Origin of the sequence: Phaeospirillum tilakii, from assembly GCF_042683125.1 — a bacterium.
GTDB lineage: Bacteria > Pseudomonadota > Alphaproteobacteria > Rhodospirillales > Magnetospirillaceae > Phaeospirillum > Phaeospirillum tilakii.
On sequence record NZ_JBHUIY010000022.1, the window covers coordinates 1 to 22,737 of the forward strand.

Annotated in this window: 23 protein-coding genes and 1 pseudogene; 8 read left to right on the plus strand and 16 right to left on the minus strand. The window is 70.8% G+C overall.

What is annotated here, in order from left to right; translation table 11 throughout:
* The 4 genes from ACFSNB_RS11570 to ACFSNB_RS11585 all read left to right on the plus strand — a co-directional run.
* Positions 1–606 (plus strand): murein hydrolase activator EnvC family protein (locus ACFSNB_RS11570; RefSeq protein WP_377316667.1); only part of this gene is annotated, 606 nt, incomplete at its 5' end.
* Positions 603–1,955 (plus strand): S41 family peptidase, encoded by a 1,353-nt coding sequence (locus ACFSNB_RS11575; RefSeq protein ID WP_377316669.1) that lies wholly within the window; start codon positions 603–605, stop codon positions 1,953–1,955. The genes ACFSNB_RS11570 and ACFSNB_RS11575, both read left to right, overlap by 4 nt.
* 173 nt (positions 1,956–2,128) lie before the next feature.
* Entirely contained in the window at positions 2,129–3,397 is a 1,269-nt protein-coding gene (locus ACFSNB_RS11580; protein WP_377316671.1) for a divergent polysaccharide deacetylase family protein, read from the plus strand.
* A 28-nt stretch (positions 3,398–3,425) separates the two neighbouring features.
* Complete coding sequence (locus tag ACFSNB_RS11585) at positions 3,426–3,914, plus strand: RNA pyrophosphohydrolase (protein ID WP_377316795.1); 489 nt, start codon at positions 3,426–3,428, stop codon at positions 3,912–3,914.
* Between the two features lie 164 nt (positions 3,915–4,078).
* Here ACFSNB_RS11585 and ACFSNB_RS11590 read toward each other — a convergent pair whose 3' ends face one another.
* Positions 4,079–4,906, minus strand: coding sequence for a prenyltransferase (locus ACFSNB_RS11590; RefSeq protein WP_377316673.1), 828 nt, complete (start codon positions 4,904–4,906; stop codon positions 4,079–4,081).
* A 254-nt stretch (positions 4,907–5,160) separates the two neighbouring features.
* Here ACFSNB_RS11590 and ACFSNB_RS11595 point away from each other — a divergent pair, with 254 nt between their 5' ends.
* Positions 5,161–6,252, plus strand: coding sequence for a GGDEF domain-containing protein (locus ACFSNB_RS11595; protein WP_377316675.1), 1,092 nt, complete (start codon positions 5,161–5,163; stop codon positions 6,250–6,252).
* A gap of 6 nt (positions 6,253–6,258) precedes the next feature.
* The gene (locus ACFSNB_RS11600; RefSeq protein ID WP_377316677.1) at positions 6,259–6,810 is read left to right on the plus strand and encodes a gamma-glutamylcyclotransferase; all 552 of its coding nucleotides are present in this window, start codon (positions 6,259–6,261) and stop codon (positions 6,808–6,810) included.
* Between the two features lie 68 nt (positions 6,811–6,878).
* On the opposite strand, the gene ACFSNB_RS11605 is transcribed toward ACFSNB_RS11600, so the two are convergent.
* From ACFSNB_RS11605 to petA, 12 genes and pseudogenes are all read right to left on the minus strand, one after another.
* A complete protein-coding gene (locus tag ACFSNB_RS11605; RefSeq protein WP_377316679.1) occupies positions 6,879–7,145 on the minus strand; it encodes a DUF2934 domain-containing protein in 267 nt (88 codons plus the stop codon).
* Between the two features lie 74 nt (positions 7,146–7,219).
* Positions 7,220–7,840, minus strand: coding sequence for a glycerol-3-phosphate 1-O-acyltransferase PlsY (plsY, locus tag ACFSNB_RS11610; RefSeq protein ID WP_377316681.1), 621 nt, complete (start codon positions 7,838–7,840; stop codon positions 7,220–7,222).
* Entirely contained in the window at positions 7,837–9,141 is a 1,305-nt protein-coding gene (pyrC, locus tag ACFSNB_RS11615) for a dihydroorotase (RefSeq protein ID WP_377316683.1), read from the minus strand. The genes plsY and pyrC overlap by 4 nt, the downstream gene beginning before the upstream one ends.
* The gene (locus ACFSNB_RS11620; RefSeq protein ID WP_377316685.1) at positions 9,141–10,097 is read right to left on the minus strand and encodes an aspartate carbamoyltransferase catalytic subunit; all 957 of its coding nucleotides are present in this window, start codon (positions 10,095–10,097) and stop codon (positions 9,141–9,143) included. Before ACFSNB_RS11620 ends, pyrC begins: the two co-directional genes overlap by 1 nt.
* Positions 10,098–10,308: 211 nt before the next feature.
* Positions 10,309–11,169: a lysophospholipid acyltransferase family protein gene (locus tag ACFSNB_RS11625; protein ID WP_377316687.1), complete on the minus strand. Its 861-nt coding sequence runs from the start codon at positions 11,167–11,169 to the stop codon at positions 10,309–10,311.
* Positions 11,166–12,143: a tetraacyldisaccharide 4'-kinase gene (lpxK, locus tag ACFSNB_RS11630; protein ID WP_377316689.1), complete on the minus strand. Its 978-nt coding sequence runs from the start codon at positions 12,141–12,143 to the stop codon at positions 11,166–11,168. The genes ACFSNB_RS11625 and lpxK overlap by 4 nt, the downstream gene beginning before the upstream one ends.
* Positions 12,130–13,410 carry a 3-deoxy-D-manno-octulosonic acid transferase gene (locus ACFSNB_RS11635; protein ID WP_377316691.1) on the minus strand — a complete coding sequence of 427 codons (1,281 nt, stop codon included), beginning with the start codon at positions 13,408–13,410 and terminating at the stop codon, positions 12,130–12,132. Before ACFSNB_RS11635 ends, lpxK begins: the two co-directional genes overlap by 14 nt.
* Positions 13,407–14,120 carry a lysophospholipid acyltransferase family protein gene (locus ACFSNB_RS11640; RefSeq protein ID WP_377316693.1) on the minus strand — a complete coding sequence of 238 codons (714 nt, stop codon included), beginning with the start codon at positions 14,118–14,120 and terminating at the stop codon, positions 13,407–13,409. Before ACFSNB_RS11640 ends, ACFSNB_RS11635 begins: the two co-directional genes overlap by 4 nt.
* A gap of 16 nt (positions 14,121–14,136) precedes the next feature.
* Entirely contained in the window at positions 14,137–15,921 is a 1,785-nt protein-coding gene (locus tag ACFSNB_RS11645; RefSeq protein ID WP_377316695.1) for an ABC transporter ATP-binding protein, read from the minus strand.
* A 218-nt stretch (positions 15,922–16,139) separates the two neighbouring features.
* Positions 16,140–16,886: a cytochrome c1 gene (locus tag ACFSNB_RS11650; protein WP_377316797.1), complete on the minus strand. Its 747-nt coding sequence runs from the start codon at positions 16,884–16,886 to the stop codon at positions 16,140–16,142.
* A gap of 24 nt (positions 16,887–16,910) precedes the next feature.
* A pseudogene (locus ACFSNB_RS11655) lies at positions 16,911–18,131 on the minus strand (cytochrome b); the annotation flags it as partial.
* Positions 18,132–18,142: 11 nt separating this feature from the next.
* Positions 18,143–18,697: a ubiquinol-cytochrome c reductase iron-sulfur subunit gene (gene petA / locus ACFSNB_RS11660; protein ID WP_377316697.1), complete on the minus strand. Its 555-nt coding sequence runs from the start codon at positions 18,695–18,697 to the stop codon at positions 18,143–18,145.
* Positions 18,698–18,867: 170 nt separating this feature from the next.
* On the opposite strand from petA, the gene ACFSNB_RS11665 reads away from it, so the two are divergent.
* Both ACFSNB_RS11665 and ACFSNB_RS11670 read left to right on the plus strand, forming a co-directional pair.
* Positions 18,868–19,395: a tRNA (cytidine(34)-2'-O)-methyltransferase gene (locus ACFSNB_RS11665; protein ID WP_377316699.1), complete on the plus strand. Its 528-nt coding sequence runs from the start codon at positions 18,868–18,870 to the stop codon at positions 19,393–19,395.
* The gene (locus tag ACFSNB_RS11670; protein WP_377316701.1) at positions 19,392–20,231 is read left to right on the plus strand and encodes a carbon-nitrogen hydrolase family protein; all 840 of its coding nucleotides are present in this window, start codon (positions 19,392–19,394) and stop codon (positions 20,229–20,231) included. The genes ACFSNB_RS11665 and ACFSNB_RS11670 overlap by 4 nt, the downstream gene beginning before the upstream one ends.
* Positions 20,232–20,259: 28 nt before the next feature.
* On the opposite strand, the gene ychF is transcribed toward ACFSNB_RS11670, so the two are convergent.
* Genes ychF through ACFSNB_RS11685 form a run of 3 tightly spaced genes read right to left on the minus strand, consistent with a single transcriptional unit; the run spans position 20,260 to position 22,732 of the window.
* Entirely contained in the window at positions 20,260–21,363 is a 1,104-nt protein-coding gene (ychF, locus tag ACFSNB_RS11675; RefSeq protein ID WP_377316703.1) for a redox-regulated ATPase YchF, read from the minus strand.
* 6 nt (positions 21,364–21,369) lie between these two features.
* On the minus strand, positions 21,370–22,092 hold the full coding sequence (gene pth / locus ACFSNB_RS11680; RefSeq protein ID WP_377316705.1) for an aminoacyl-tRNA hydrolase: 723 nt from the start codon (positions 22,090–22,092) through the stop codon (positions 21,370–21,372).
* Position 22,093: 1 nt separating this feature from the next.
* Positions 22,094–22,732: a 50S ribosomal protein L25/general stress protein Ctc gene (locus ACFSNB_RS11685; protein ID WP_377316707.1), complete on the minus strand. Its 639-nt coding sequence runs from the start codon at positions 22,730–22,732 to the stop codon at positions 22,094–22,096.
* Between the last annotated feature and the right edge of the window lie 5 nt (positions 22,733–22,737).

Below are 22,737 nucleotides of genomic sequence, written 5' to 3' on the forward strand. Positions count from 1 at the left end.
GCGCCCCCGCCGTCCGCCCCGCCGCCGGCCGGCGAGGCGGCGGTGGCGGCGCGCGACGCCGAACAGGCGGCCCAGGCCGAGGCGGCGCGGACCCAGGCCGAGGCCGACCGCACCCAGGCCGAGGCCGACAAGGCGGGCGAGGAGGCCGAGCTGGCCTCGCGCGAGGCGGCGGCGACCCGGCTGACCCGCACCGGCAAGCCGTTCAGCCAGATGCAGGGGCTGCTACCCTTCCCGGCGCGCGGCCGGGTGGTCGAGACCTTCGGCCAGGTCAACGCCGTCGGCCACACCGTCAAGGGGATCGTGATCCAGACCCGCAAGGGCGCGCAGGTGATCGCCCCCTACGACGGGCAGGTGGTGTTCGCCGGGCCGTTTCGCGGCTATGGCCTGCTCTTGATCCTGGAACACAGCGAAGGCTATCATACCCTGCTCGCGGGACTGGACCGGGTCGATGCCAGCGTCGGCCAGAGACTGCTCGCGGGCGAGCCCGTCGGTGTCATGGGGCAGGACGACGCCAAACCCACCCTCTATGTCGAGCTGCGCCATCACGGCCAGCCGGTCAACCCGTTGCCGTGGCTGATGGCACGAAAAAATAAGGCGAGTGGATGATTCGAAAGATACTGGTCGCGGCGGGGACCGTCGCCCTGCTCTCCTCGACCGCCCTGGTTCCGGCCGCCCACGCGACCGAGCAGAAGGAGACCTACCGTCTGCTCGAACTGTTCGGCGAGGTATTCGACAAGGTTCGCACCGAATATGTCGAGCCGGTCAAGGACGAGGATCTGATCGAGGCGGCCCTCAACGGCATGCTGACCTCGCTCGATCCGCATTCGGGTTATCTGAACCCCAAGAACTCCAAGGACATGGACATCCAGACCCGGGGCGAGTTCGGCGGACTCGGGCTTGAGGTCACCATGGAGAGCGGCTGGGTCAAGGTGGTGTCGCCGATCGACGACACCCCGGCGGCGCGCGGCGGGATGCAGCCGGGCGACCTGATCACCCATCTCGACGGCGAGCCGGTCCAGGGCCTGTCGCTGACCGACGCGGTCGATCGCATGCGCGGCGCCCCCGGCACCGACATCAAGCTGACCGTGCGCCGGGGCGGCGCCCAGCCGTTCGACGTCAAGCTGACCCGCGCCGTGATCAAGGTGCAGACGGTCAAGGGGCAGGCGATCGGCGATGCCGGCTACATCCGCATCTCCCAGTTCAGCGCCACCACCGAGACCGACCTGCGCCGGGTGATGGGGCAGGTGCGCAAGGAGCTGGGCAAGAACCCGGCCGGCTATGTCATCGACCTGCGCAACAATCCGGGCGGCCTGCTCGATCAGGCGGTGGCGGTGGCCGACGATTTCCTCGAAAAGGGCGAAATCGTCTCGACCCGCTCGCGCCGGCCGGAAGACACCCAGCGCTACAACGCCCGCTCGGGCGACATCAGTGACCGGCTGCCGCTGGTGGTGCTGATCAACGACGGCTCGGCCTCCGCCTCGGAGATCGTCGCCGGCGCGTTGCAGGACCACAAGCGGGCGACCATCGTCGGCATCCGCTCGTTCGGCAAGGGCTCGGTGCAGACCCTGATCCCGCTGCCCGGCCATGGCTCGATCCGGCTGACCACCGCGCGCTACTACACCCCGTCGGGCCGTTCGATCCAGGCGGTCGGCATCGAACCCGACGTCAAGGTGCCGGTGGTCAAGGGCGAATCCGCCGAGCCCGAGCGGCGCAGCGAGGCCTCGCTGCCGCGTGCCCTGCCCAATCCCAACGGCGCCCATGCGCCCGACAAGGATAAGGACAAGGACGCCGACAAGGCCAAGGACAAGGCCAAGGACAAGGCCGAGCCCAAGACCGAGTGCAAGACCGAGACCCCGCCGCCGACCGTCAAGTTCGGCGACCCGGCGCAGGATTACCAATTGTCCCGCGCGCTTGAGGTCCTGCACGCCGCGCCGCGTCCGGCCGAGGCGCGCTAAAAGGGGCAGGCCGGCCAAGGGGCGGTGCCCCTTGGCGATCCCCCGGAGGGCCTGACGGCCCTCCACCCATGGGTTCGAAGGGCCCCTGGCCCTTCGCGGAGAGCGCCGAGAGGCGGAGCCTTTCGGCATGACGGGGTCCGGCACCGGCGCCGGCGCCAGCGGACGGGATGAGGATGGCTGCGACCCGCTACGACGATCTGGATGACGAGGAGGAGGACCTTCCTCCCGTCTTCGATTCGCTTTCCCTGCCCCCGCCGACGCCGCGCCGCAAGGGCCTGCCCTGGCGGCCGATCGCCTTGGGCGTCGCCGGTGCCGCGCTGCTCGGCGGCGGGCTCTATGTCGCCCTCGCCACCGACTGGCTCGAGTCCGGGCCGCACCAGCCCGAGGGGCCGCGTCTGGCCCTGCCGCTGCCCGAACGCCTGCCGGCGGCCGATCCCGCCGCCTTGGCCTCGGCCCCGGCGGCGCCGGCCGGCGATGCCCCGGCGGCTGCGCCGCCCACCGCTGCCTCGGCGGCTGCGCCGCACGCCGCTCCCGCCCGGGCGCTGCCGCCGCCGCGCGCCGAGGAGCCCGGGGTGCCGCAGCAGCCATCGGCCCGGGGCAGCATCGACAAGCCGCCCAGCTTCGAGGCCCTGCCCGATCTCAAGACCGCCGGCAAGCCGCTGCCGACGGCGCCGTTGCGCGACCTGCTGCGCCGTTCGCCGGCCGGCGACCTGCCCAGCCCCGGTGCCGACGGGCGCGAGCCGCGTCAGGCCTATGCCCGGCCGTGGGAAGGGCCGGCCGATCAGGCCCGCGTCGCGGTGGTGGTGGGCGATCTCGGCCTCGACCGGATCGCCACCGAGGTGGCGATCAACCGGCTGCCGCCCGAGGTGACGCTGGCCTTCAGCCCCTATGCCGCCAATCTCGATCAATGGATCCGCAAGGCGCGCGATCATGGCCACGAGGTGCTGATGGTGGTGCCGGCCGATGGCGGGGCCGGCATCCCGGTCGATCCCGGCCCGTTCGGGCTGGTCGGCGCCGCCGCGCCGGAATCCAATCTCGGCCGGCTGGAGACGGTGATGGCGCGCGGCCCCGGCGCCGCCGGCCTGATGTTGCAGGGCGACGGCTTCGCCGATGCGGCCGAGGCGCAGATGGTGCTGGGCACCGCGCGCGACCGGGGCCTGTTGTTCGTCGGGCCGGGCGGGGCTCCGCCCGACCGCACCCCGGCCCTGGCCGGGATCACCAGCGTGATCGACCGCGACCTGTTCCGCGAGGCGATCGATTTCCGCCTCAATCAGGTGGCGATGACCGCGCGCCAGAGCGGCCGTGCCGTGGTGGTGCTGCATCCGCGCCCGCTGTCGTTCGAACGGCTGGTCGGCTGGCTCGGCCAGCTCGCCCCCAACCGGCTGGTGCTGGCGCCGGTGTCGGCGCTGACCGCGCCGCCGCCGCCGCCGGCCAAATCGTGACCGGCCGCCCGGTCACCGCAGAGGATTGCTGATCGTGAGTCCACGTCTTCCCTATCAGGATCGCCCCTATCGCCAGGGCGTCGGGCTGGTGCTGCTCAACCCGGCCGGGCTGGCCTTCGTCGCCCGCCGCCTCGACACCGCCGACGCGTGGCAGTTCCCCCAGGGCGGCATCGATGACGGCGAAAACCCGGAACAGGCGGTGCTGCGCGAAATGAAGGAGGAGATCGGCACCGACCGGGTGACGATCCTCGCCCGCACCGCCGACGGCATCGCCTATGACCTGCCGCCCGAGATGGCCGACCGCTGCTGGAAGGGCAAATATCGCGGCCAGAGCCAGGTGTGGTTCTGCGCCCGCTTCACCGGCCGCGACGACGAGATCGACCTCGCCACCGAACATCCCGAATTCGACGCGTGGCGCTGGGTCGCCCTGGCCGAGGTGCCGGACCTGATCGTCCCGTTCAAACGGGCGATGTATCAGCGGGTGGTGGCCGAATTCCTGCCGCTGACGGTGAAGTAGCCGGGCTGCCGCCCCCGCGCGCAAACATGCACAGGTTAGGCGGGCTGCCGCCCGCCGGCCCGCTTGGAGGCTGGCGCCTCCAAACCTCCCCCTTTTTCATCGATGAAATCAAAGGGGGTCCGGGGCATCGCCCCGGCCGGGTGCGGGCGGGAGCCCGCGTACTTTCAGGCGAGGGCGGCGAGGACCAGCAGCAGGCCGCCGCCGAGATGGATGGCGATGGTCAGCCGCAGCGCGCTGAGCTGTGACGGCCGGTCGCGCATCATCAGGGGCGCCGCCGCCAGTGCCACCAGCATGGTCGCCACCGGCGGCAGGGTGGCCCAGGCCGGCAGGTCGGCCAGCCAGCCCAGCGCCAGCAGCGCGGCGGCGGCGGTGGCCTGGAGGGCGAGATAGAGCGACGGGGCCTGTTGTGGCCCGAGCTGGACCGCCAGGGTGTGGCGGCCGGCTTCGGCGTCGGCGCGCAGTCCCGGCATTTCGGTGCAGAGCAGGATCGCCGCCGCCCAGCAGGCGATCACCAGCGCCGCCAGCAGGGTGTCGAGCCCGATCCGGCCGCTTTGCAACCAGGCAGCGAAGGCCACCGGCAGGGCCGAGCCGAGCGCCACCGCCGCCTCGCCCAGGCCGCGCGCCGAGGGCGGCGGCAGGGCGTAGCTCAGCGTCAGCAGCAGGCAGGCGGCGACGAAGCCGAGCGCCAGCGGACCCCGGCTGAGGGCGAGGGTGCCGCCGAGGGCGCCGCCGGCCAGCAGCAGCAGCGCGCCCCATCCCGCCAGCCGTCGCGCGTTTTCCACCCCGGGATGGGGGCCGGCGTCGAGGCTGGCCAGCAGGTTGGCGCCGGCATGCAGGCACAGGGCGCAGGCCACCGCCGTCGCCAGCAGGGAAGGGTGGCAGCTCCGTCCGGCATGGGCTCCCCACGCCGTTCCCACCGCCACCGGCACCGCCGAGATGGCGAAGGTGGACGGCCGGATGGCACGCCATAGGGTCTGAAGCGTATCCCTCATCGCCCGCCACAGTGACTCCGCCGGTCGCCCTCCCGGTAGCCTCCTGCGACCGCTCCCGACCGAAGGCATGGCGCTCTTCTGTCCAAGGTATGGCGTTGAGGGGGCCGGAGCGGTGATCCCCCTTTCCTATCGCCGGGATCTGCCGCTATATGATGAACGGTCCGTCCCCCGATCGCAGACAGCGGCGGGGGAGGGAACGATGCGTCGGGCAGCCCGGGAGGACCCCAAGAATGCAGGGGTTGGTGGCGAGTGTGATGGATCCCCGTCTGATCGACCTGCTCGCGCAGTGGCGGGCGGCGGGCGGTATCGAGGATGCGCCCCGGCAGTTTCCCGACCATGCCGATCACCTGCTGGTGATCGAGGTCGATGGCGCCGGCAACCGCTATACCCATTACGGGCAGGCGTTCGTGGAGCATTTCGGCGCCGATCTGGCCGGCTGCGTGATCGACCGCCTGCCGGCCGAGGTGTTGCCGGCCGACCGGCGCGGCATGCTCGATTTCGATTATGCCTTCGTCCGGCGCGGCAACCAGCCGCTGTGGCGCTCCTATACCGCCGTGTTCGACGATGGCGACGCCGCCGAGACCTGGCAGCGGCTGGTGCTGCCGGCGGGCGAGGGACGGCTGGTGGTGGGGGCCTATCCGGTCGCCCCGCCCGCCCCGGACGAGGAGCCCGGCGCGGCGCTGCTGCGGATGGTGCTCGACCGGGTGCCGGTGCTGCTCGACGAGAGCGGGGGGATCGGCGACCTCGCCCTGTCGCTGCGGGCCTATTGCGACCATCAGCAGCATCTGGCCGAGCTGGAATGGCGCGCCACCCGGGATTCGCTGACCGGCATCGCCAACCGCGCCCATTTCCACCATCTCGCCGGGCTCGAACTCGGCCATACCCAGCGGATGGGGCGGTGGTTCACCGTGATGGTGCTCGATCTCGACCATTTCAAACGGATCAACGATCGCTGGGGCCACGCCACCGGCGACCGGGCGCTCCAGGCCTTCGTCGGCGCCTGCCGTCAGGCCCTGCGCGAGGGCGACATTCTCGGCCGCGTCGGCGGCGAGGAATTCGCCATCGCCCTGCCCGGTACCAACGAGGTCGCCGCCCGGGTGATCGCCGAGCGCCTGCGCGCCCAGGTCGAGCAGGTGACGCTGGAGGCCGATGACGGCAGCCTCGGCGGCTTCACCGTCAGCATCGGCGTCGCGGCGTGGTGCGAGGCGATGGCCGGGGGCGAAGGGGCCCCCAGCGTCGCCGAATTGCTGAAGCTGGCCGACGCGGCGCTGTACCGGGCCAAGGCGGCCGGGCGCAACCGGGTCGAGGTCGCCGCCTGGGCCGACCGCCCCAGGGCCGAGGAGTAGTCGCGCGTGCAGGATGGATTATGGGTGTTCGCCTACGGCTCGCTGATGTGGCGGCCGGATTTTCCCTACATCGCCGACCGGCCCGCCCGGCTGTGGGGCTATCACCGCGCGCTGTGCATCCTGTCCAGCCATTATCGCGGCACGCCACAGCGGCCCGGGCTGGTGCTGGGGCTCGACCGGGGCGGGTCCTGCCTCGGCCGGGTGTTCCTGGTGCCGCCCGATCAGGTCGAACGGGCCCGCGAGATCCTGATCGCGCGCGAGATGATTTCCGGGGTCTACCGGCCCTGTTTCCTGCCGGCGCGGCTGGATGACGGCAGCACCGTCTCGGCCTGGGCCTTCGTCGCCCAGCGCGGCCACGCCCAGTATTTCCGGGCGCAGCATCCGGGCGAACTGGTCCGGCTGATCCGTCAGGGGGTGGGCAAGGCCGGCACCAGCCGCGATTACCTCGCCGAGACCGTGGCCCAACTGACCGGCCTCGGCATCAAGGACGGCTCGCTGCACCGCCTGCTGGCGCGGGTCGATGCGGAAGCCGCCGGGCCCCACGCCCGCACCGCCTAGACCGACAATGGGGTCGCCGGGCCTTGCGGCCCTTCGCGCAGAGCCCGAGCGGCGGCGCCTCGCGGGGATTACTTCGCCTTGGCGCGGCTGCGCGGAGCGGCCTTGGGCTTGTCGGTGCTTGCGGTGCGCGGCTTGGTCGCGGTCTTCGGCTTGACGGCGCGCGGGGCGGCCTTGGCCTGTTCCGGCGCGGGGGCCGGGGCGGTGGCGGCCGGGGCGGCGGCGAGATGCAACTCGGCCTCCAGCCAGAAATCGAGGTCGCGGCCTTCGGGATGCCCCGCCTCCTGCCACAGGCGATAGGCCAGCGCGCGAATCTCGGAATCCGAACCGTGGGTCATCGACCGGTTACCCCTGCAAGTTGGTACCGGGCGGAACCATACCCCAGGCGCCGCCCTCGCACAATCCCGGGGGGTCAGCCCTTCTTGCGCCGGCCGGCGCCGATGCGGGGTTCCTCGCCCTTCAGCAGGCGGGCGATGTTGGCCTGATGGCGATGGAAGCCCATCACCGCGAGGCCGAACGCCATCAGCGCGGCGGCCGGGCCGGAGAACAGCCAGGCATAGACCGGCGACAGCGCCAGCGCCGCCAGCGCCGCCGCCGAGGAGATCCGGGCCAGGGCGGCCACCGCCAGCCAGGTCAGGCCGCAGGCGACCCCGACCGGCCAGCAGGCGGCGGCGAGGGTGCCGAAGGTGGTGGCGACGCCCTTGCCGCCCTTGAAGCCGAGCCAGACCGGGTAATTGTGCCCAAGCACGGCGGCGAAGCCGGCGGTCAGCATCGCGAGGTCGTCGGCGCCGGTCAGCAGGGCGGCGAGGCCGACCGCGATCGCCCCCTTGCCGCCGTCGAGCAGCAGGGTGGCCAGCGCCAGCCCCTTGTGGCCGGTGCGCAGCACGTTGGTGGCGCCGATATTGCCCGAGCCGATGCTGCGGATGTCGCCCAGCCCGGCGGCGCGGGTCAGCACCAGCCCGAACGGCACGCTGCCGAGCAGGTAGCCGCCGATCGCGGCGGCGGCGAGGGTGAGGACGAGGGCGGGGGTCATGCGCGGAACACGGTGCGGCCATCGACCACGGTGCGGGCGACCGCGCCGCGCACCAGACGGTCGTCGAACGGCGAATTCTTCGATTTCGAATGCATCGCCTTGGCATCGACGGTCCAGGGGCGCTCGGGGTCGAACAGCACCAGATCGGCCGAGGCGCCGACCTCGAGCCGGCCGGCGGCGAGGCCGAGGATCCCGGCCGGGGCGCAGGTCAGCCGCTTCAGTGCGTCGAGCAGCGACAGGATGCCGTCATGGACCAGTTCCAGCGTCACCGGCAGCAGGGTTTCCAGCCCGATGCCGCCGAATTCGGCCATCGCGAACGGCACCCGCTTCGAATCCTGGTCCTGCGGCGCATGGTCGGAGGCGATGGCGTCGATGGTGCCGTCCTTCAGCCCCTCGATCACCGCCAGCCGGTCGCTTTCGCCGCGCAGCGGCGGCGACAGCTTGGCGAAGGTGCGGTACTCGCCCACCGCCTGCTCGTTGAGGGCGAAATAGGGCGGCGCGGTGTCGCAGGTCACCGGCAGGCCGCGCGCCTTGGCGCGGCGGATCAGGGCGATCCCCTCGGCGGTCGAGACGTGGGCGGCGTGATAGCGCCCGCCGGTCAGCGCGACCAGCCGCAGGTCGCGTTCGAGCAGGATCGCCTCGGCCACCGCCGGCATCCCGGCCAGCCCGAGGCGGGTGGCGAACTCGCCCTCGTTCATCATGCCGCCCTCGACCAGCGAGGGCTCCTCGGGATGCTGGACGATCAGCAGGCCGAAGGTGGCGGCGTAGGACAAGGCGCGGCGCATCACCTGGGCGTCGCCGATGGCGCGGGTGCCGTCGGTGAAGGCCAGCGCCCCGGCCTCGGCCAGGGTGCCCATCTCGGCCAGTTCCTTGCCGGCCAGCTGCTTGGTGGCGGCGGCGTAGGGGAACACCTTGGCCAGCCCGATCTGGCGGGCGCGGCGGGCGACGAATTCCATCGTGGCGACGTCGTCGATCACCGGATGGGTGTTGGGCAGGCAGACCATCGCGGTGACGCCGCCGGCCACCGCCGCCTCGCCGGCCGAACGCAGGGTTTCCTTGTGTTCCTCGCCGGGCTCGCGCACCTGAACCCGCATGTCGACCAAGCCGGGGGCGAGACAGAGGCCGGCGCAATCGACCACCTCGATGCCGCTCGGCACCCCGCCCTGGAACAGGCCGGGGCCGAAATCGGCGATGGTTTCGCCGTTGGTCAGCAGGGCGCCCCGGGCGTCGAGACCCCGGGCGGGATCGAGCAGGCGGGCGTTGACATAGGCGACCAGACCGGTGGAGGCGCGGTTGGGCATCAGGAAGCGGCTCCGTTCTGGAGGGTGAGATGGCGGGTCAGCACGTCGAGGCAGGCCATCCGCACCGCCACCCCCATTTCGACCTGCTCGCGGATCAGCGAACGCTCGACGTCGTCGGCGACGTCGGAATCGATCTCGACCCCCCGGTTCATCGGCCCGGGATGCATGATCACCGCGTCGGGCTTGGCCAGCGCCAGCTTGTGGCGGTCGAGGCCGAAGAAGTGGAAATATTCGCGGATCGAGGGGATGAAGTTGCCGCGCATCCGCTCGTTCTGGATCCGCAGCATCATGATCACATCGACGCCCTCGAGCCCGCGCCGCATGTCGTGCACCACCTCGACCCCCATCGCCTCGATCGCGCTGGGCAGCAGGGTGCGCGGGCCGATCACCCGCACCTGGGCTCCCATCGCGTTGAGCAGATGGATGTTGGAGCGGGCGACCCGGCTGTGCAGCACGTCGCCGCAGATCGCCACGGTCAGACCCGACAGCCGCCCCTTGTGGCGGCGGATGGTCAGCGCGTCGAGCAGGGCCTGGGTCGGGTGCTCGTGGCTGCCGTCGCCGCCATTGATCACGGCGCAATTGACCTTCTCGGACAGCAGCTTGACCGCGCCCGAATCCGGGTGGCGCACCACCAGCACGTCGAGATGCATCGCGTTCAGGGTCATCGCGGTGTCGATCAGGGTTTCGCCCTTCTGCACCGAGGAGCCCGCCGCCTGCATGTTGATGACGTCGGCCCCGAGCCGCTTGCCGGCCAGCTCGAAGCTGGTGCGGGTGCGGGTCGAGTTCTCGAAGAACAGGTTGATCACCGTCCGGCCGCGCAGCAGCGTCTTGCGCTTGTCGTCGGAACGGTTCTGCTCGACATAGCCGTCGGCGATGTCGAGCAGGGCGGTGATTTCTCCCGGCGTCAGGCCCTGAATGCCGAGGAGATGGCGCAGATGCAGCGGCGTATCGGTCATGGCGGCGAACTATAGGCCGGGCCGATCTGGCTCGCAAGCGGGCCTCGTCGCGCCTCCGCGCATGGCGGGCTTCCGCCCGCACCCGACCGGGGCGATGCCCCGGACCCCCTTTGTTTTCAGCGATAAAAAAGGGGGAGGTTTGGAGGCGCCAGCCTCCAAGCGGGTGCGGGCGGCAGCCCGCTACCTTCGCATGCTTGCGCGTGGGGCGGCCTTAATCCGGCCAGCGGCGATGCAGCCACAGCCATTGTTCGGGCGCGGCGCGGATCCAGTCTTCGAGCAGGGTGTTGATGCGGACCAGCAGGGCGTGGCTGGCGTCGGGGCCGGGCGGGGGCATTTCCAGCGGCGGCAGCACGGTGACGCGGAAATGGGCGCCGCCCAGGCGTTCGGTCCGCGCCGGCACCAGCGGGCAGCCGAAGCGGGTGGCGAACTGGGCCACCGCCGGGGCGGTCATCGCGTCGCGGCCGAAGAACGGCACCGGCACGCCGTCATTCATCTTCTGATCGACCAGCAGGCCGAGATGGCCGCCGCTCTTCAGCACCTTCAGCGCCGCGCGGGCGCCCTCGGGGCCCTTCTGGATCTGGGCGCCCGAGGCACCCTGGCGGCCGGCGCGGTACAGCCGTTCGATCCACGGATTGTTGGCGGCGCGGTAGATCAGGTGCAGCGGCAGGCCGCGATGCAGCGCCACCGCGCCGTTCAGCTCCCAATTGCCGAGATGGCCGGAGATGAAGATCCCGGCGCGGTCGTCGTCGCGCAGCAGGTCGATCCATTCGCCGCCGACCAGTTCGACCCGCTCGGCGGCGATCTGGCGCAGATGGGGGAATTCGCCGGCGACCCGGCCGAGATTGTCCCACATCCCGATCAGGATCCGCTCCCGCGCCGCCTCGTCCCGTTCGGGCAGGGTGCGGGCGAGGTTGCGCCGGGCGATCCGGCTGACGCCGAGGCGGGGGCCGACGGCGCGGCCGAGCCAGCCGCCGAAAGCCGAGGCGGCGTCGAGCGGCAGCAGGCGGAACAGGCCCCACACCAGCAGGGCGGCACCGGCCTCGGCGGCGTGGCGCAGGCGTTTGGCGGTCATGGCCTCACTCCGATCCGGTCGAGCAGGGGGGAAAGCGCCGCCGGGTCGTCCCAGGCCAGCTCGACCGGCAGCATCGCGACGCGGTCGCGCAAATCGGCGGGCAGGCGGACCCGGTCCTTGGCGGTGGTGATCGCCACCGCCCCGCGCGCCTCGGCCTCGGCCAGCAGATCCTCGATCTCGGCGCGGCGGAAGGGATGGTGGTCGGGGAAGGCACGGGTCAGCACCAGCTCGGCGCCAAGCCCGGTCAGGGTGGCGAAGAATTTCTCGGGCAGGCCGATCCCGGCGAAGGCCACCAGCCGGCGGCCGGCGAGGTCGGGAGCGCCGGGCGCCGGCACCAGCCGGGCCCCCAGCACCGGCAGGCCGTGCCGCGCCGCCAGCGCGCCCAGCCCGGCGCGGTCGGGGCCGACGATCACCAGCGCGTCGGCGCGGGCCAGTGCGGTGGCGGGGGCCTCGCGGCAGGGGCCGGCCGGGATCGCCCGGCCGTTGCCGAAGCCATAGCCGCCATCGGCCACCAGCAAGGCGAGATCGAGGGTCAGCGCCCCGCTCTGGAAGCCGTCATCCATGATCAGCAGGTCGGCGCCGGTCGCCACTGCCGCCACCGCGCCCTCGCGCCGGTCGCGCGCGACCCAGGTCGGGGCGGCCTCGGCCAGCAGCAGCGCCTCGTCGCCGACCCGGGCGGCGTCGTGGCGGACCGGATCGACCCGGCGCGGGCCGATCTCGGTGCCGCCATGGCCCCGGGTCAGCAGATGGGGCGTCCGGCCGGCGGTGGCGAGGCGGCGGGCGAGGGCGATCGCCACCGGAGTCTTGCCGGCACCGCCGGCGACGACGTTGCCGACGCAGATCACCGGCACCGCCGGGCGGTAGGATTCGGCCTGCTCCAGCCGGCGGGCTGCCCCCCAGCGCCACAGCGCCGCCAGCGGTGCCAGGGCGCGGGCGGTGGCGCCGTTGTGGCGCCAGAATTCAGGGGCGCGCATGGCGGGCCTCGGCGGCGGCCAGCAGCGGGGCCAGCGCCGCCTCGACGCTGTCGAGCACCTCGGCCTCGGCCTCGGCCCAGGCGGCGGCGGCGGCGCGCATCCCGGCCAGCCGGGCCGGATCGGCCAGCAGGCCGGCCAGCGCCTCGGTCAAAGCGGTGCCGTCGGCCACTTCCAGCGCGGCGCCGGCGGCGACCATCTGCGCGGTCATCTCGGGGAAGTTCTCCATCCGGGGGCCGAACAGCACGGCGCAGCCGAGCCGGGCCGGCTCGAACGGGTTCTGCCCGCCGCCGACGGCGAGGCTCTTGCCCATCAGCACGATGCCGGCGAGGCGGTAGAACAGTCCCAGCTCGCCCATGGTGTCGCCGAGATGGATCGCGGTGCCGGCGCGCGGGGTCTCGCCGGCCGAGCGCATCGCCACCGACAGGCCGAGCGCGGCCAGCTTGCGGGCGATGTCGGGGCCGCGCGCCGGGTGGCGCGGCACGATCAGGGTCAGCAGGCCGGGAAAGCGGGGGGCGAGGCGGCGGTGGGTTTCGGCGACGATCTCCTCCTCGCCGGGATGGGTGCTGGCGGCCAGCCACACCGGGCGGTCGCCGATCGCGGCGACGAGGCGGGCCAGCTCGTCCGGGGCGGCCGGCAGCGGCGGCACGGTGTATTTGAGGTTGCCGAGGCAGCGCACGTCGCCGCCGCCCAACTGGCGCAGCCGGTCGGCATCGGCCTCGGTCTGGGCGAGGCAGAGGTCGAACCCGCCCAGCATCCGCCCGATCAACCGGGGCAGCCGGCGCCAGCGGGCGAACGAGCGGGGCGAGATCCGCCCCTGGATCAGCACCAGCGGCAGGTCGCGCCGCCGCGCCTCGAACAGCAGGTTGGGCCAGAAATCGGATTCGGTCCACAGCACCAGATCGGGCCGCCAATGGTCGAGAAAGGCGGTGACGTAGGGCAGCCGATCGACCGGGAGGTACTGATGCACCGCGCCTTCGGGCAGGCGGTCGCCCACCATCCGCGCCGAGGTCACCGTGCCGGTGGTCAGCAGCACGCCGAGGCCGCGCCGCCGCAGCCGTTCGACCAGCGGCAGCACCGACAGGGATTCGCCGACCGAGGCGGCGTGGATCCACACCAGCGGCCCGGGCAAGCGGGGCAGGCCGGGCTGGCCCAGCCGTTCGCCGAAGCGGCGGGGGTCTTCCTTGCCGCGCCGGCGGCGGTGGGCGAGATAGAGCCGGATCAGCGGTCCGGCCAGCCCGGTGGCGGCGCGGTAGACCCCCTCGATCATGACGGTTCCCCTTCCGGGGCGGCCGGTTCGGGGCTGTCCACCCCCAGCCGGGCGTCGGCCTCGCGGGTGAGGCGGTTGAGGGAGTCCTCGATCCGCTGGCGGGCCTGTTCCAGCCCGGCGGCATCGGCATCGGCCGGGACGAAGATCGGCTCGCCCCACACCAGTTCGCCCCGGGCGAAGGGCAGGGCGACGGCGAAGCGGTCCCAGCTGCCGAGCAGGCGGCGGCGGTTGGCCGACCAGGTGGCCGGCAGCACCGGGCAGCCGGACAGCCGGGCGACGGCGACGATCCCGGCGGTGGCGCGCATCCGGGGGCCGCGCGGGCCGTCCGGGGTGATGCCGACGCATTGGCCCGCCTTCAGCGCCTTCAGCATCGCCCGCAGCGCGGCGCCGCCGCCGCGCGAGGTCGAGCCGGCGACGGTGGCGATGCCGAAATGCGACACGGTGCGGGCGATCAACTGGCCGTCGCGGTGCTGGCTGATCAGCATGTGGATCGGTGTACCGCGCCGCCAGATGCGCGGCATCATCAGGATGCGGCCGTGCCAGAAGGCGAGGATGAAGGGCTGGCCCTGGTCCCACAGCGCCCGGGCCGGGCCGTCATCGATCACCCGCCAGCGCCCGGTCAGCGCCACCAGCCGGATGTACTGCGCCCCCAGCCAGCACAGCAGCCCGCGCAGGGTTTCGCTCTTGCCGAGGCGTTTGGCCCAGCTCATCGCGGCGCCTCCCGGCTCAGGCCCCGGCCGGGGCGATGGCGTCCTCGGCGAACTGCATCGCGTAGAGCCGGGCATAGAGGCCGCCGGCCTCGACCAGGGCGGCGTGGGGGCCGGATTCGACCAGCCGGCCCTGGTCCAGCACATGGATCAGGTCGGCGTTGGTGACGGTGGACAGGCGGTGGGCGATCACGATGGTGGTGCGGCCCTGCATCAGCCGCTCCAGCGCGGCGCGGACCTGATGTTCGGATTCGGTGTCGAGCGCGCTGGTGGCCTCGTCGAGCAGCAGGATCGGCGCGTTCTTCAGCATCGCGCGGGCGATGGCGATGCGCTGGCGCTGACCGCCCGACAGATTGAGGCCGCGCTCGCCCACCACGGTGTCGTAGCCGTCGGGCAGGCCCATGATGAACTCGTGGGCGGCGGCGGCGTGGGCGGCCTCGATCACCTCGTCGTCGGTGGCGCCGGGACGGCCATAGGCGATGTTGGCGCGGATGGTGTCGTCGAACAGGGTGATTTCCTGGCTGACCAGGGCGATGCGCTGGCGCAGCGAGGCCAGGGTGACGTCGCGCACCTCCTGCCCGTCGATCTCCACCCGGCCGTCGGTGACGTCGAAGAAGCGCGGCAGCAGGTTGAGCAGGGTGGTCTTGCCGGCCCCCGACGGGCCGACCAGGGCGACGGTGTGGCCGCCGGGAATGGTCAGGTCGATGCCGTCGAGCACGGCGCGGCTGCCGTCATAGGTGAAGAACACCCCCTCGAAGCGGACGGTGCCGTCGCGCACCACCAGATCGCGCGCGGCGGGGCGGTCGTGGATGGTCGGCTCGACGTCGAGCACGGCGAAGGTGCGCGCCGCCGCCGCCAGCCCCTCCTGGAGATTGGTGTTGAGCGAGGCGAGCGACTTCAGCGGCCGGTAGGCCAGCATCAGCGCGGTGATGAAGGAGAAGAAGGCGCCGGGGGTGGTCACCCCCTCGATCACCCGGGCGCCGCCATAGAGGATCACCACGGTGATGGCGATGCCGCCGAGAAATTCCATGATCGGCGACGAGGCGGAGCGGACCCGGGCGGCGCGATAGACCAGATCCTGGAGGGTCTCGATCAGGCCGCGAACGCGGGTCTTCTCGTATTCCTCCATCCCGTAGGCCTTGACCACCCGGATGCCCTGGATCGACTGTTCCAGATAGGTGGTGAACAGCCCCATCTGCTCCTGGGTGTTGGCGGTGACCTTGCGCATCCGCCGCCCCAGCCGGCTGATCGGCAGGATCGCCAGCGGGAAGACGAAGAAGGTCCACAGCGACAATTCCCAGTCCTGGTAGAACATCGCCCCGATCAGGAACAGCACCGAGGAGGCGTCCTTGCCGGCCCCGGTCAGGGCGTCGGACACGGCGAAGCGCATCTGGCCGATGTCGTTGGTCAGGCGCGACAGGATCCGGCCGGTGGGGTTGGCCTGGAAATAGGACACGTCGAGCCGCATCAGATGGCTGAACAGCCGGGTCTGCATGTCGGCGATCACGCGGAGGCCGACCCGCGACAGCAGCACCGCCTCGCCATAGCCGCAGATCGACTTGACGGCGAAGGTCGCCAGCACCGCCACCGCCAGCGGCAGCAGGTAGCTGGCCTCGCGCTCGGTGAAGATCTTGTTGACCACCGGGTCCATCAGCAGGGCGTAGCCGGCATTGGCGCCGGCGCCCACCACCATGCACAGCACCGCCAGCACCACCCGGCCGAGATAGGGGCGCACCCCCTCGCGGAACAGGCGCTTCACCAACTGGCGGGTGGAGGGATCGAAAGTGATTTTGGCTTTGCTCAAGATATCGCCCGGTCGCTTTTTCGGCGCGGCGGACCATAGCATTGGCGGCCGGCCCGGTCCAAATCAAACGGCGGCGCGCCCATCCCCATCAAAAACAGCGGAGGTCTGGAGGCGCCAGCCTCCAGGCGGGGCCGGGGCGGCAGCCCCGCAGGGGACGGAAAAGAAAACGGCCGCCATCCCGGGGGATGGCGGCCGTCGGCATGGGTCCCGTCAGGGGATCAATGCACGTCCTTCCAGATCTGCCGCTTGAGCGCGAACAGCAGAGCGGTCAGCAGGGCGAGGAACACCATCACCTTGACGCCGAGGCTCTTGCGGGCGTTCAGCTCGGGTTCGGCGGCCCAGTTGAGGAAGGTCACCACGTCCTTGGCGATCTGCTCCTTGGTCGCCTTGGTGCCGTCGGCATAGCTGACGACGTCGTCGAACACCTGCTGCGGCATGCCGATGGCATGGCCCGGGAAGTAGGTGTTGTAGTACTTCCCTTCCGGCACGGCGGCGTCGGCCGGCAGCTCCTCGGGGTAGCCGAGCAGCAGGGAGTAGACGTAGTAGGGACCCTTGGCGCGCGCCTTGGTGATCAGCGACAGGTCGGGCGGAACCGCGCCACCATGGACCTGGGCCGCTTCCTTGTCGTTGGCGTAGGGCGAGGGAATGTGGTCGGCGGCCCGGCCGGGACGCTTGAACATCGCCCCTTCGTCGTTCGGGCCGTCGGTGAATTCCTTCTCGGCGGCCACCGCCTTGATCTCGTCGCTGGTCAGGCCGACATCGGCGAGGTTGCGGAAGGCAACCCGCTTGAGGCCATGGCAGTTGGCGCAGACGTCATGGAACACCTGATAGCCACGGCGCAGCGAGGCCTGATCGTAACGGCCGAACACGCCTTCCCACGAGAAGGTGCCTTCCGGCTTCAGCAGGGTGCCGGTCTCGTTGGCCTGGGCGGTGCCGGACAGGCCGGTCGCCCCGATCAGCAGCATGGCACCGATCGCGATCGCCTTGACCACCGGCTGGGAGATCGAGGCCGGCAGGGCCAGCGGCTTCTCCTTGCGCGACAGCCAGGGCAGCACGATCAGGAAGTGGGCGAAGTAGTAGGCGGTCGCCACCTGGCTGACGGTGACCAGGATCCCTTCGGCCGGAGCCGCGCCGCAATAGCCGAGCACCAGGCAGTCGATCGCGAACAGCCAGAAGAACTGACGGAACAGCGGGCGGAAGGCGCCGGAGCGGACCTTCGAGCTGTCAAGCCAGGGCAGGGCGAACAGGATCAGGATCGCGCCGAACATCGCCACCACGCCCATCAGCTTGGCCGGGATGAACCACAGGTCGGCGGTGAAGGCGCGCAGGATCGCGTAGAACGGCAGGTAGTACCATTCCGGCACGATGTGCGGCGGGGTCAGCAGCGGGTTGGCCGGGATGTAGTTGTCCGGTTCGCCGAAGAAGTTGGGCGCCCAGAACACGAAGGCCATGTAGACCATCAGGAACACGCCGAGACCGAACAGGTCCTTGATGGTGTAGTAGGGGTGGAACGGGATGGTGTCCTGCGGGCCCTTGACGTCGATGCCGAGCGGGTTGTTCGACTTGACGGTGTGCAGCGCCCAGATGTGGACGCCAACCAGACCGACGATCACGAACGGCAGCAGGAAGTGCAGCGCGAAGAACCGGTTGAGCGTCGGGTTGTCGACCGAGAAGCCGCCCCACAGCAGGGTGACGATGGTGTCGCCGACCAGCGGGAAGGCCGAGAACAGGTTGGTGATGACGGTGGCGCCCCAGAACGACATCTGGCCCCAGGGGAGCACATAGCCGAGGAAGCCGGTCGCCATCATCGACAGGTAGATGAAGATGCCGACGAACCACAGCAGTTCACGCGGCGCCTTGTACGAACCGTAGTAAAGGCCGCGGAAGATGTGGATGTACACCAGGATGAAGAACATCGAGGCGCCGTTCGAGTGCAGGTAGCGCAGCAGCCAACCGTAATTGACGTCGCGCATGATCCGCTCGACCGAATCGAACGCCAGCGTGGTGTGCGGCGTGTAGCTCATCGCCAGGAACAGGCCGGTGAGAATCATGATCACCAGGGTGATCCCGGCCAGCGAGCCGAAATTCCACCAGTAATTCAGGTTCTTCGGCGTCGGATATTCAATGGCGCTGTGGTTGAGGACCGAGAAGATCGGCAGACGATCTTCGATCCAGTTGACCACCGCGTTGTTGCTTTTGGTGCCACTCATGACGGTCCCCCTCAGCCGATCCGCACGGTGGTGTCGGTGGTGAATTGATAGGCCGGTACGGCAAGGTTCTTCGGCGCCGGTCCCTTGCGGATGCGACCCGAAGTATCATATTGCGAACCGTGACACGGGCAGAACCAGCCCCCCCATTCCCCCCGGGGGTCGGTCGGCTTCTGCCCCAGCGGCACACAGCCCAGATGGGTGCAGATGCCGACGACGATCAGCCAGTCCGGATTCTTCACTCGAATCGAATCGGCCTGGGGATCGCGCAACTGCGACACCTCGGTGTTCTGGGCGGCGGCGATCTCCTCGGCCGTGCGGTGACGCACGAACACGGGAGCGCCACGCCACATCACGGTGATGGCCTGACCCGGCTTGATCGCCGACAGGTCGACATCGGTGGTGGACAGCGCCAGGGTGTCGGCGGCCGGGTTCATGCTGTGCACGAACGGCCACAGGGCGAAGCCCGTCCCGACCACGCCGACGGTGGACGCGGCCTGCAGCAGGAAATCCCGCCGCGTCTGCCCGTCCGCCGCCGAGGGCTGGGCATTCTTTGCCGTATCAGCCATTTCAAATCCTCTTGTTGGCCCGCGGAAGCGAGACTATTAAACACAATGGTCGGCCCGTTTCAACAGCCCTCTCGGCGCCGGGCCAAGCCGCCATGATACTCTATTCCCGCGCCGGGGCCAGTCGATCGGCGCACGTTCGTTGCCCGATCGTGGCGCAAGGAGATTTTTCGTTGCCGAGCGCGATCCGCCAGGAAATCTGCCCGCGCGAGCCGCTTCGGCTTGCCCTGTTCCAGCCGGATATTCCCCAGAACGCCGGCACCCTGATCCGCCTGTCGGCCTGCTTCGGCCTCGGCCTCGACGTGATCGAACCCTGCGGGTTCGTCTTCGATGACCGGAAGTTGAAAAGAGCCGGGATGGATTATATCGAAACGGCGCGGATCACGCGACATCCTTCCTGGGAGGCCTTCGCCCGGGCGCTGGCCGGGGACGGGCGGCGGCTGGTGCTGCTCACCACGGCGGGCGAGGCGCGCCACGACCGTTTCGCCTTCGCCCCCGGCGACACCCTGATGGTCGGGCGCGAAAGCGGCGGGGTGCCGGCCGAGGTGGCGGCGGCGGCGGCGGCCCGGCTGCGGATTCCGATGGCGGCCGGCGTGCGCTCGCTCAACGTCGCGGTGGCGGCGGCGATCGGCGTGGCCCAGGCGCTCGGCCGTCTCGACGCCTTCCCCGATGATTGCCCCCGCGAGGAGGTCCCCGCATGAGTCCGTTCAAGGCCGCCTGCATCCAGGTCACCGCCGGCAACAACCTGATGGCCAATTGCGAGGCCGCCGCCGCCCAGGCGGTCGAGGCCCGCGCCGCCGGGGCCGATCTGGTGCTGATGCCCGAGAACGTGGCGATGATGGAATCCGGCCGCACCGCGCTGGTGCTGAACGCCGAGCCGGAGCCGGAGAACCGGGCGCTGGCGTTCTTTCGCCATCTCGCCCGCGAGATCGATGTCTGGCTGCACATCGGCAGCCTGCATGTGCTGCTCGACGACGGGATGATCGCCAACCGCTCCTATGTGATCGATCCGTCGGGCGTGGTCCGCGCCAGCTACGACAAGATCCATATGTTCGATGTCGATCTCGGCCTGGGCGAGAGCTACCGTGAATCCTCGACCTTCACCCCGGGCGACCGGGCGGTGGCGGTCGATCTGCCCTGGGGCCGGCTCGGCCTGTCGGTGTGCTACGACCTGCGCTTTCCCCACCTGTTCCGCGCCCTGGCCCAGGCCGGCTGCCTGTTCCTGGCGGTGCCGGCCGCCTTCACCCGCACCACCGGCAAGGCCCACTGGCACGTTCTGCTGCGCGCCCGGGCGATCGAGACCGGCTGCTACGTGTTCGCCCCGGCCCAGTGCGGCGACCACAGCCCGCGCCGGCAGACCTATGGCCACGCTTTGATCGTCTCGCCCTGGGGCGAGATCCTCGCCGACGCGCTGGAGCGGCCGGGCTGGGTGATGGCGGAAATCGATCCGTTGAAGGTGCTGGAGGCCCGGCGCAAGGTGCCGAGCCTCGATCACGACCGCGCCTTCGCCCTGCCGGAGCCGCCGGTCGAGGAATAGGCCGCCGGCGGGGCCGGCGGCCGCCGGGTCAGACGTTGAACAGGAAGTGGAAGATGTCGCCGTCCTGGACAAGGTATTCCTTGCCCTCCAGCCGCATCTTGCCGGCTTCCTTGACGGCGGCCTCGCTGCCGCAGGCGACGAAATCCTCGAAGGCGATGGTTTCGGCGCGGATGAAGCCGCGTTCGAAATCGGTGTGGATCACCCCGGCGGCCTGAGGCGCCTTGGCGCCCTTCTGCACCGTCCAGGCGCGGGCCTCCTTGGGGCCGACGGTGAAGAAGGTCAGCAGGTGCAGCAGGTCGTAGCCGGCGCGGATCACCCGGGCCAGCCCGGTCTCGCCCAGGCCGAGGGTTTCCAGGAACTCGGCCCGTTCCTCGGCGGTGCCCATCTGGGCGATCTCGGCCTCGATCGCCGCCGAGATCACCACATGGGTGTTGCCCTCGGCGGCGGCGAAGGCGGCGACCCGCTCGGAGAAGGCGTTGCCGGTGGCGGCCGCGGCCTCCTCGACATTGCAGACATAGACCACCGGCTTGCTGGTCATCAGGCCGAGGGTGCGCAGGATGCGGCGCTGCTCCTCGTCGTCGAAGCCGACGGTGCGGGCCGGCTTGCCGGCGCGCAGCGCGGCCAGCAGCGGCGTCATCACCTCGACCTGGGCCTTGGCGTCCTTGTCGTTGTTCTTGGCCTTCTTTTCCAGCGGGACGATGCGGCGTTCGAGCGAATCGAGATCGGCCAGCATCAGCTCGGTCTCGATCGTCTCGGCGTCGCGCACCGGATCGACGCTGCCCTCGACATGGGTGATGTCGCCGTCCTCGAAACAGCGCAGGACGTGGACGATGGCATCGACCTCGCGGATGTTGGCGAGGAACTGGTTGCCGAGCCCCTCGCCCTTGCTGGCGCCGCGCACCAGACCGGCGATGTCGACGAATTCAAGCTGGGTCGGGATGGTCTTCTGGCTCTTGGCCAGTTCCGCCAGCCGGTCGAGCCGGGGATCGGGCACCGCCACCCGGCCGACATTCGGCTCGATGGTGCAGAACGGGTAATTGGCCGCCTGGGCGGCGGCGGTCTCGGTCAGGGCGTTGAACAGGGTGCTCTTGCCGACGTTGGGCAGGCCGACGATGCCGCAATTGAAGCCCATGGGGGGTCAGTCCTTGCTCGGGTTTTTGCTGAGGGCGGCGCGCAGAGCCTCGGCAAGGGCGCCATCGGGGGACGCCGCCCGGCCGGCCGGCGCGGCCGGCGCCGTCGTGGCGCGCGCGGGCGCGCCCTCGGCCGGGGCGGGCCGTTCGGTCTTGGGTTTGGGCGGGCGGGTCTGCACCGTCACCCGGTTCATGAAGCCGGGCTCGTCGCCGGACAGCAGCAGCGGCAGCGCCTCGGCCACCGCGTCGAGCAGCGGGGTGCGCCACGCCTCGTCGGCCTTGGCGAAGGCCGACAGCACATAGCCGGTGACCCGGTCGCGGTCGCCGGGATGGCCGATGCCGAGCCGGACCCGGAGATAGTCCGGGCCGAGATGGGAATCGATGCTCTTGAGGCCGTTATGGCCACCGGCGCCGCCGCCGCGTTTGACGCGCAGCCGGCCGGGGGGCAGATCCATCTCGTCATGCAGGACGAGGATCCCGGCGGGGGGAATCTTGAGGAAGCGGCTGGCCGCCGCCACCGCCTGGCCGGACAGGTTCATGAAGGTGGCCGGCTTCAGCGCCAGCACCTTTTCGCCGCCGACCGTGCCCTCGGCGGTCTCGCCCTGGAAGCGCGACCGCCATGGGCCGAAGCCATGGCGGCGGACGATCTCGTCCACCGCCATGAAGCCGATGTTATGGCGCGTTCTGGCGTAGTCCGGGCCGGGATTGCCCAGTCCCACCAGCAGCCACATCTCAGGCGTTGGCGTCCGGGGTGGCCGGGGCGGCCGGCTCGGCCGCGGCGGCTTCCTCGCCGGCGGCGGCGACGGTCGGGGCCGAGATCGAGATCACGGTGACTTCGTTCGCCAGATGGTACGGCTTGGCGCCGGCCGGCAGGGCGATGTCCTTCAGGTGGATCGAATGGCCGATCTCGACGCCGGACAGGTCGATCTCGATCTGGTGCGGGATCGCCTCGGGATTGCAGGTCAGCTCGATCTCGTGCAGCTCGACATTGACCACGCCGCCCTTCTTGACGCCCGGGCACTTGTCCTCGTTGACGACGTGGACCGGCACCTTGACGTGAACGGCGTGATCGGCCGACACGCGCAGGAAATCGACGTGCAGCGGCTGGTCGGTGACCGGATGGAACTGGACGTCACGGGCCAGGGCGCGCTCGGAGACGCCGTTGCCGAGGTCGATGGTGAACAGCTGGGTGAAGAACCCGGGCTTGTGCAGCTGGGCCCACAGCGCGCGGGGGTCGAGCTGGATCAGGGTGGCGGGCTTCTTCTCGCCATAGATGACGCCGGGAATCTTCTTGGTACGACGAACGGCGCGGGCGGCCCCCTTTCCGCTCAGCTCGCGCGGCTCGGCAGCGATGATGATCGCATCGGACATTTCGG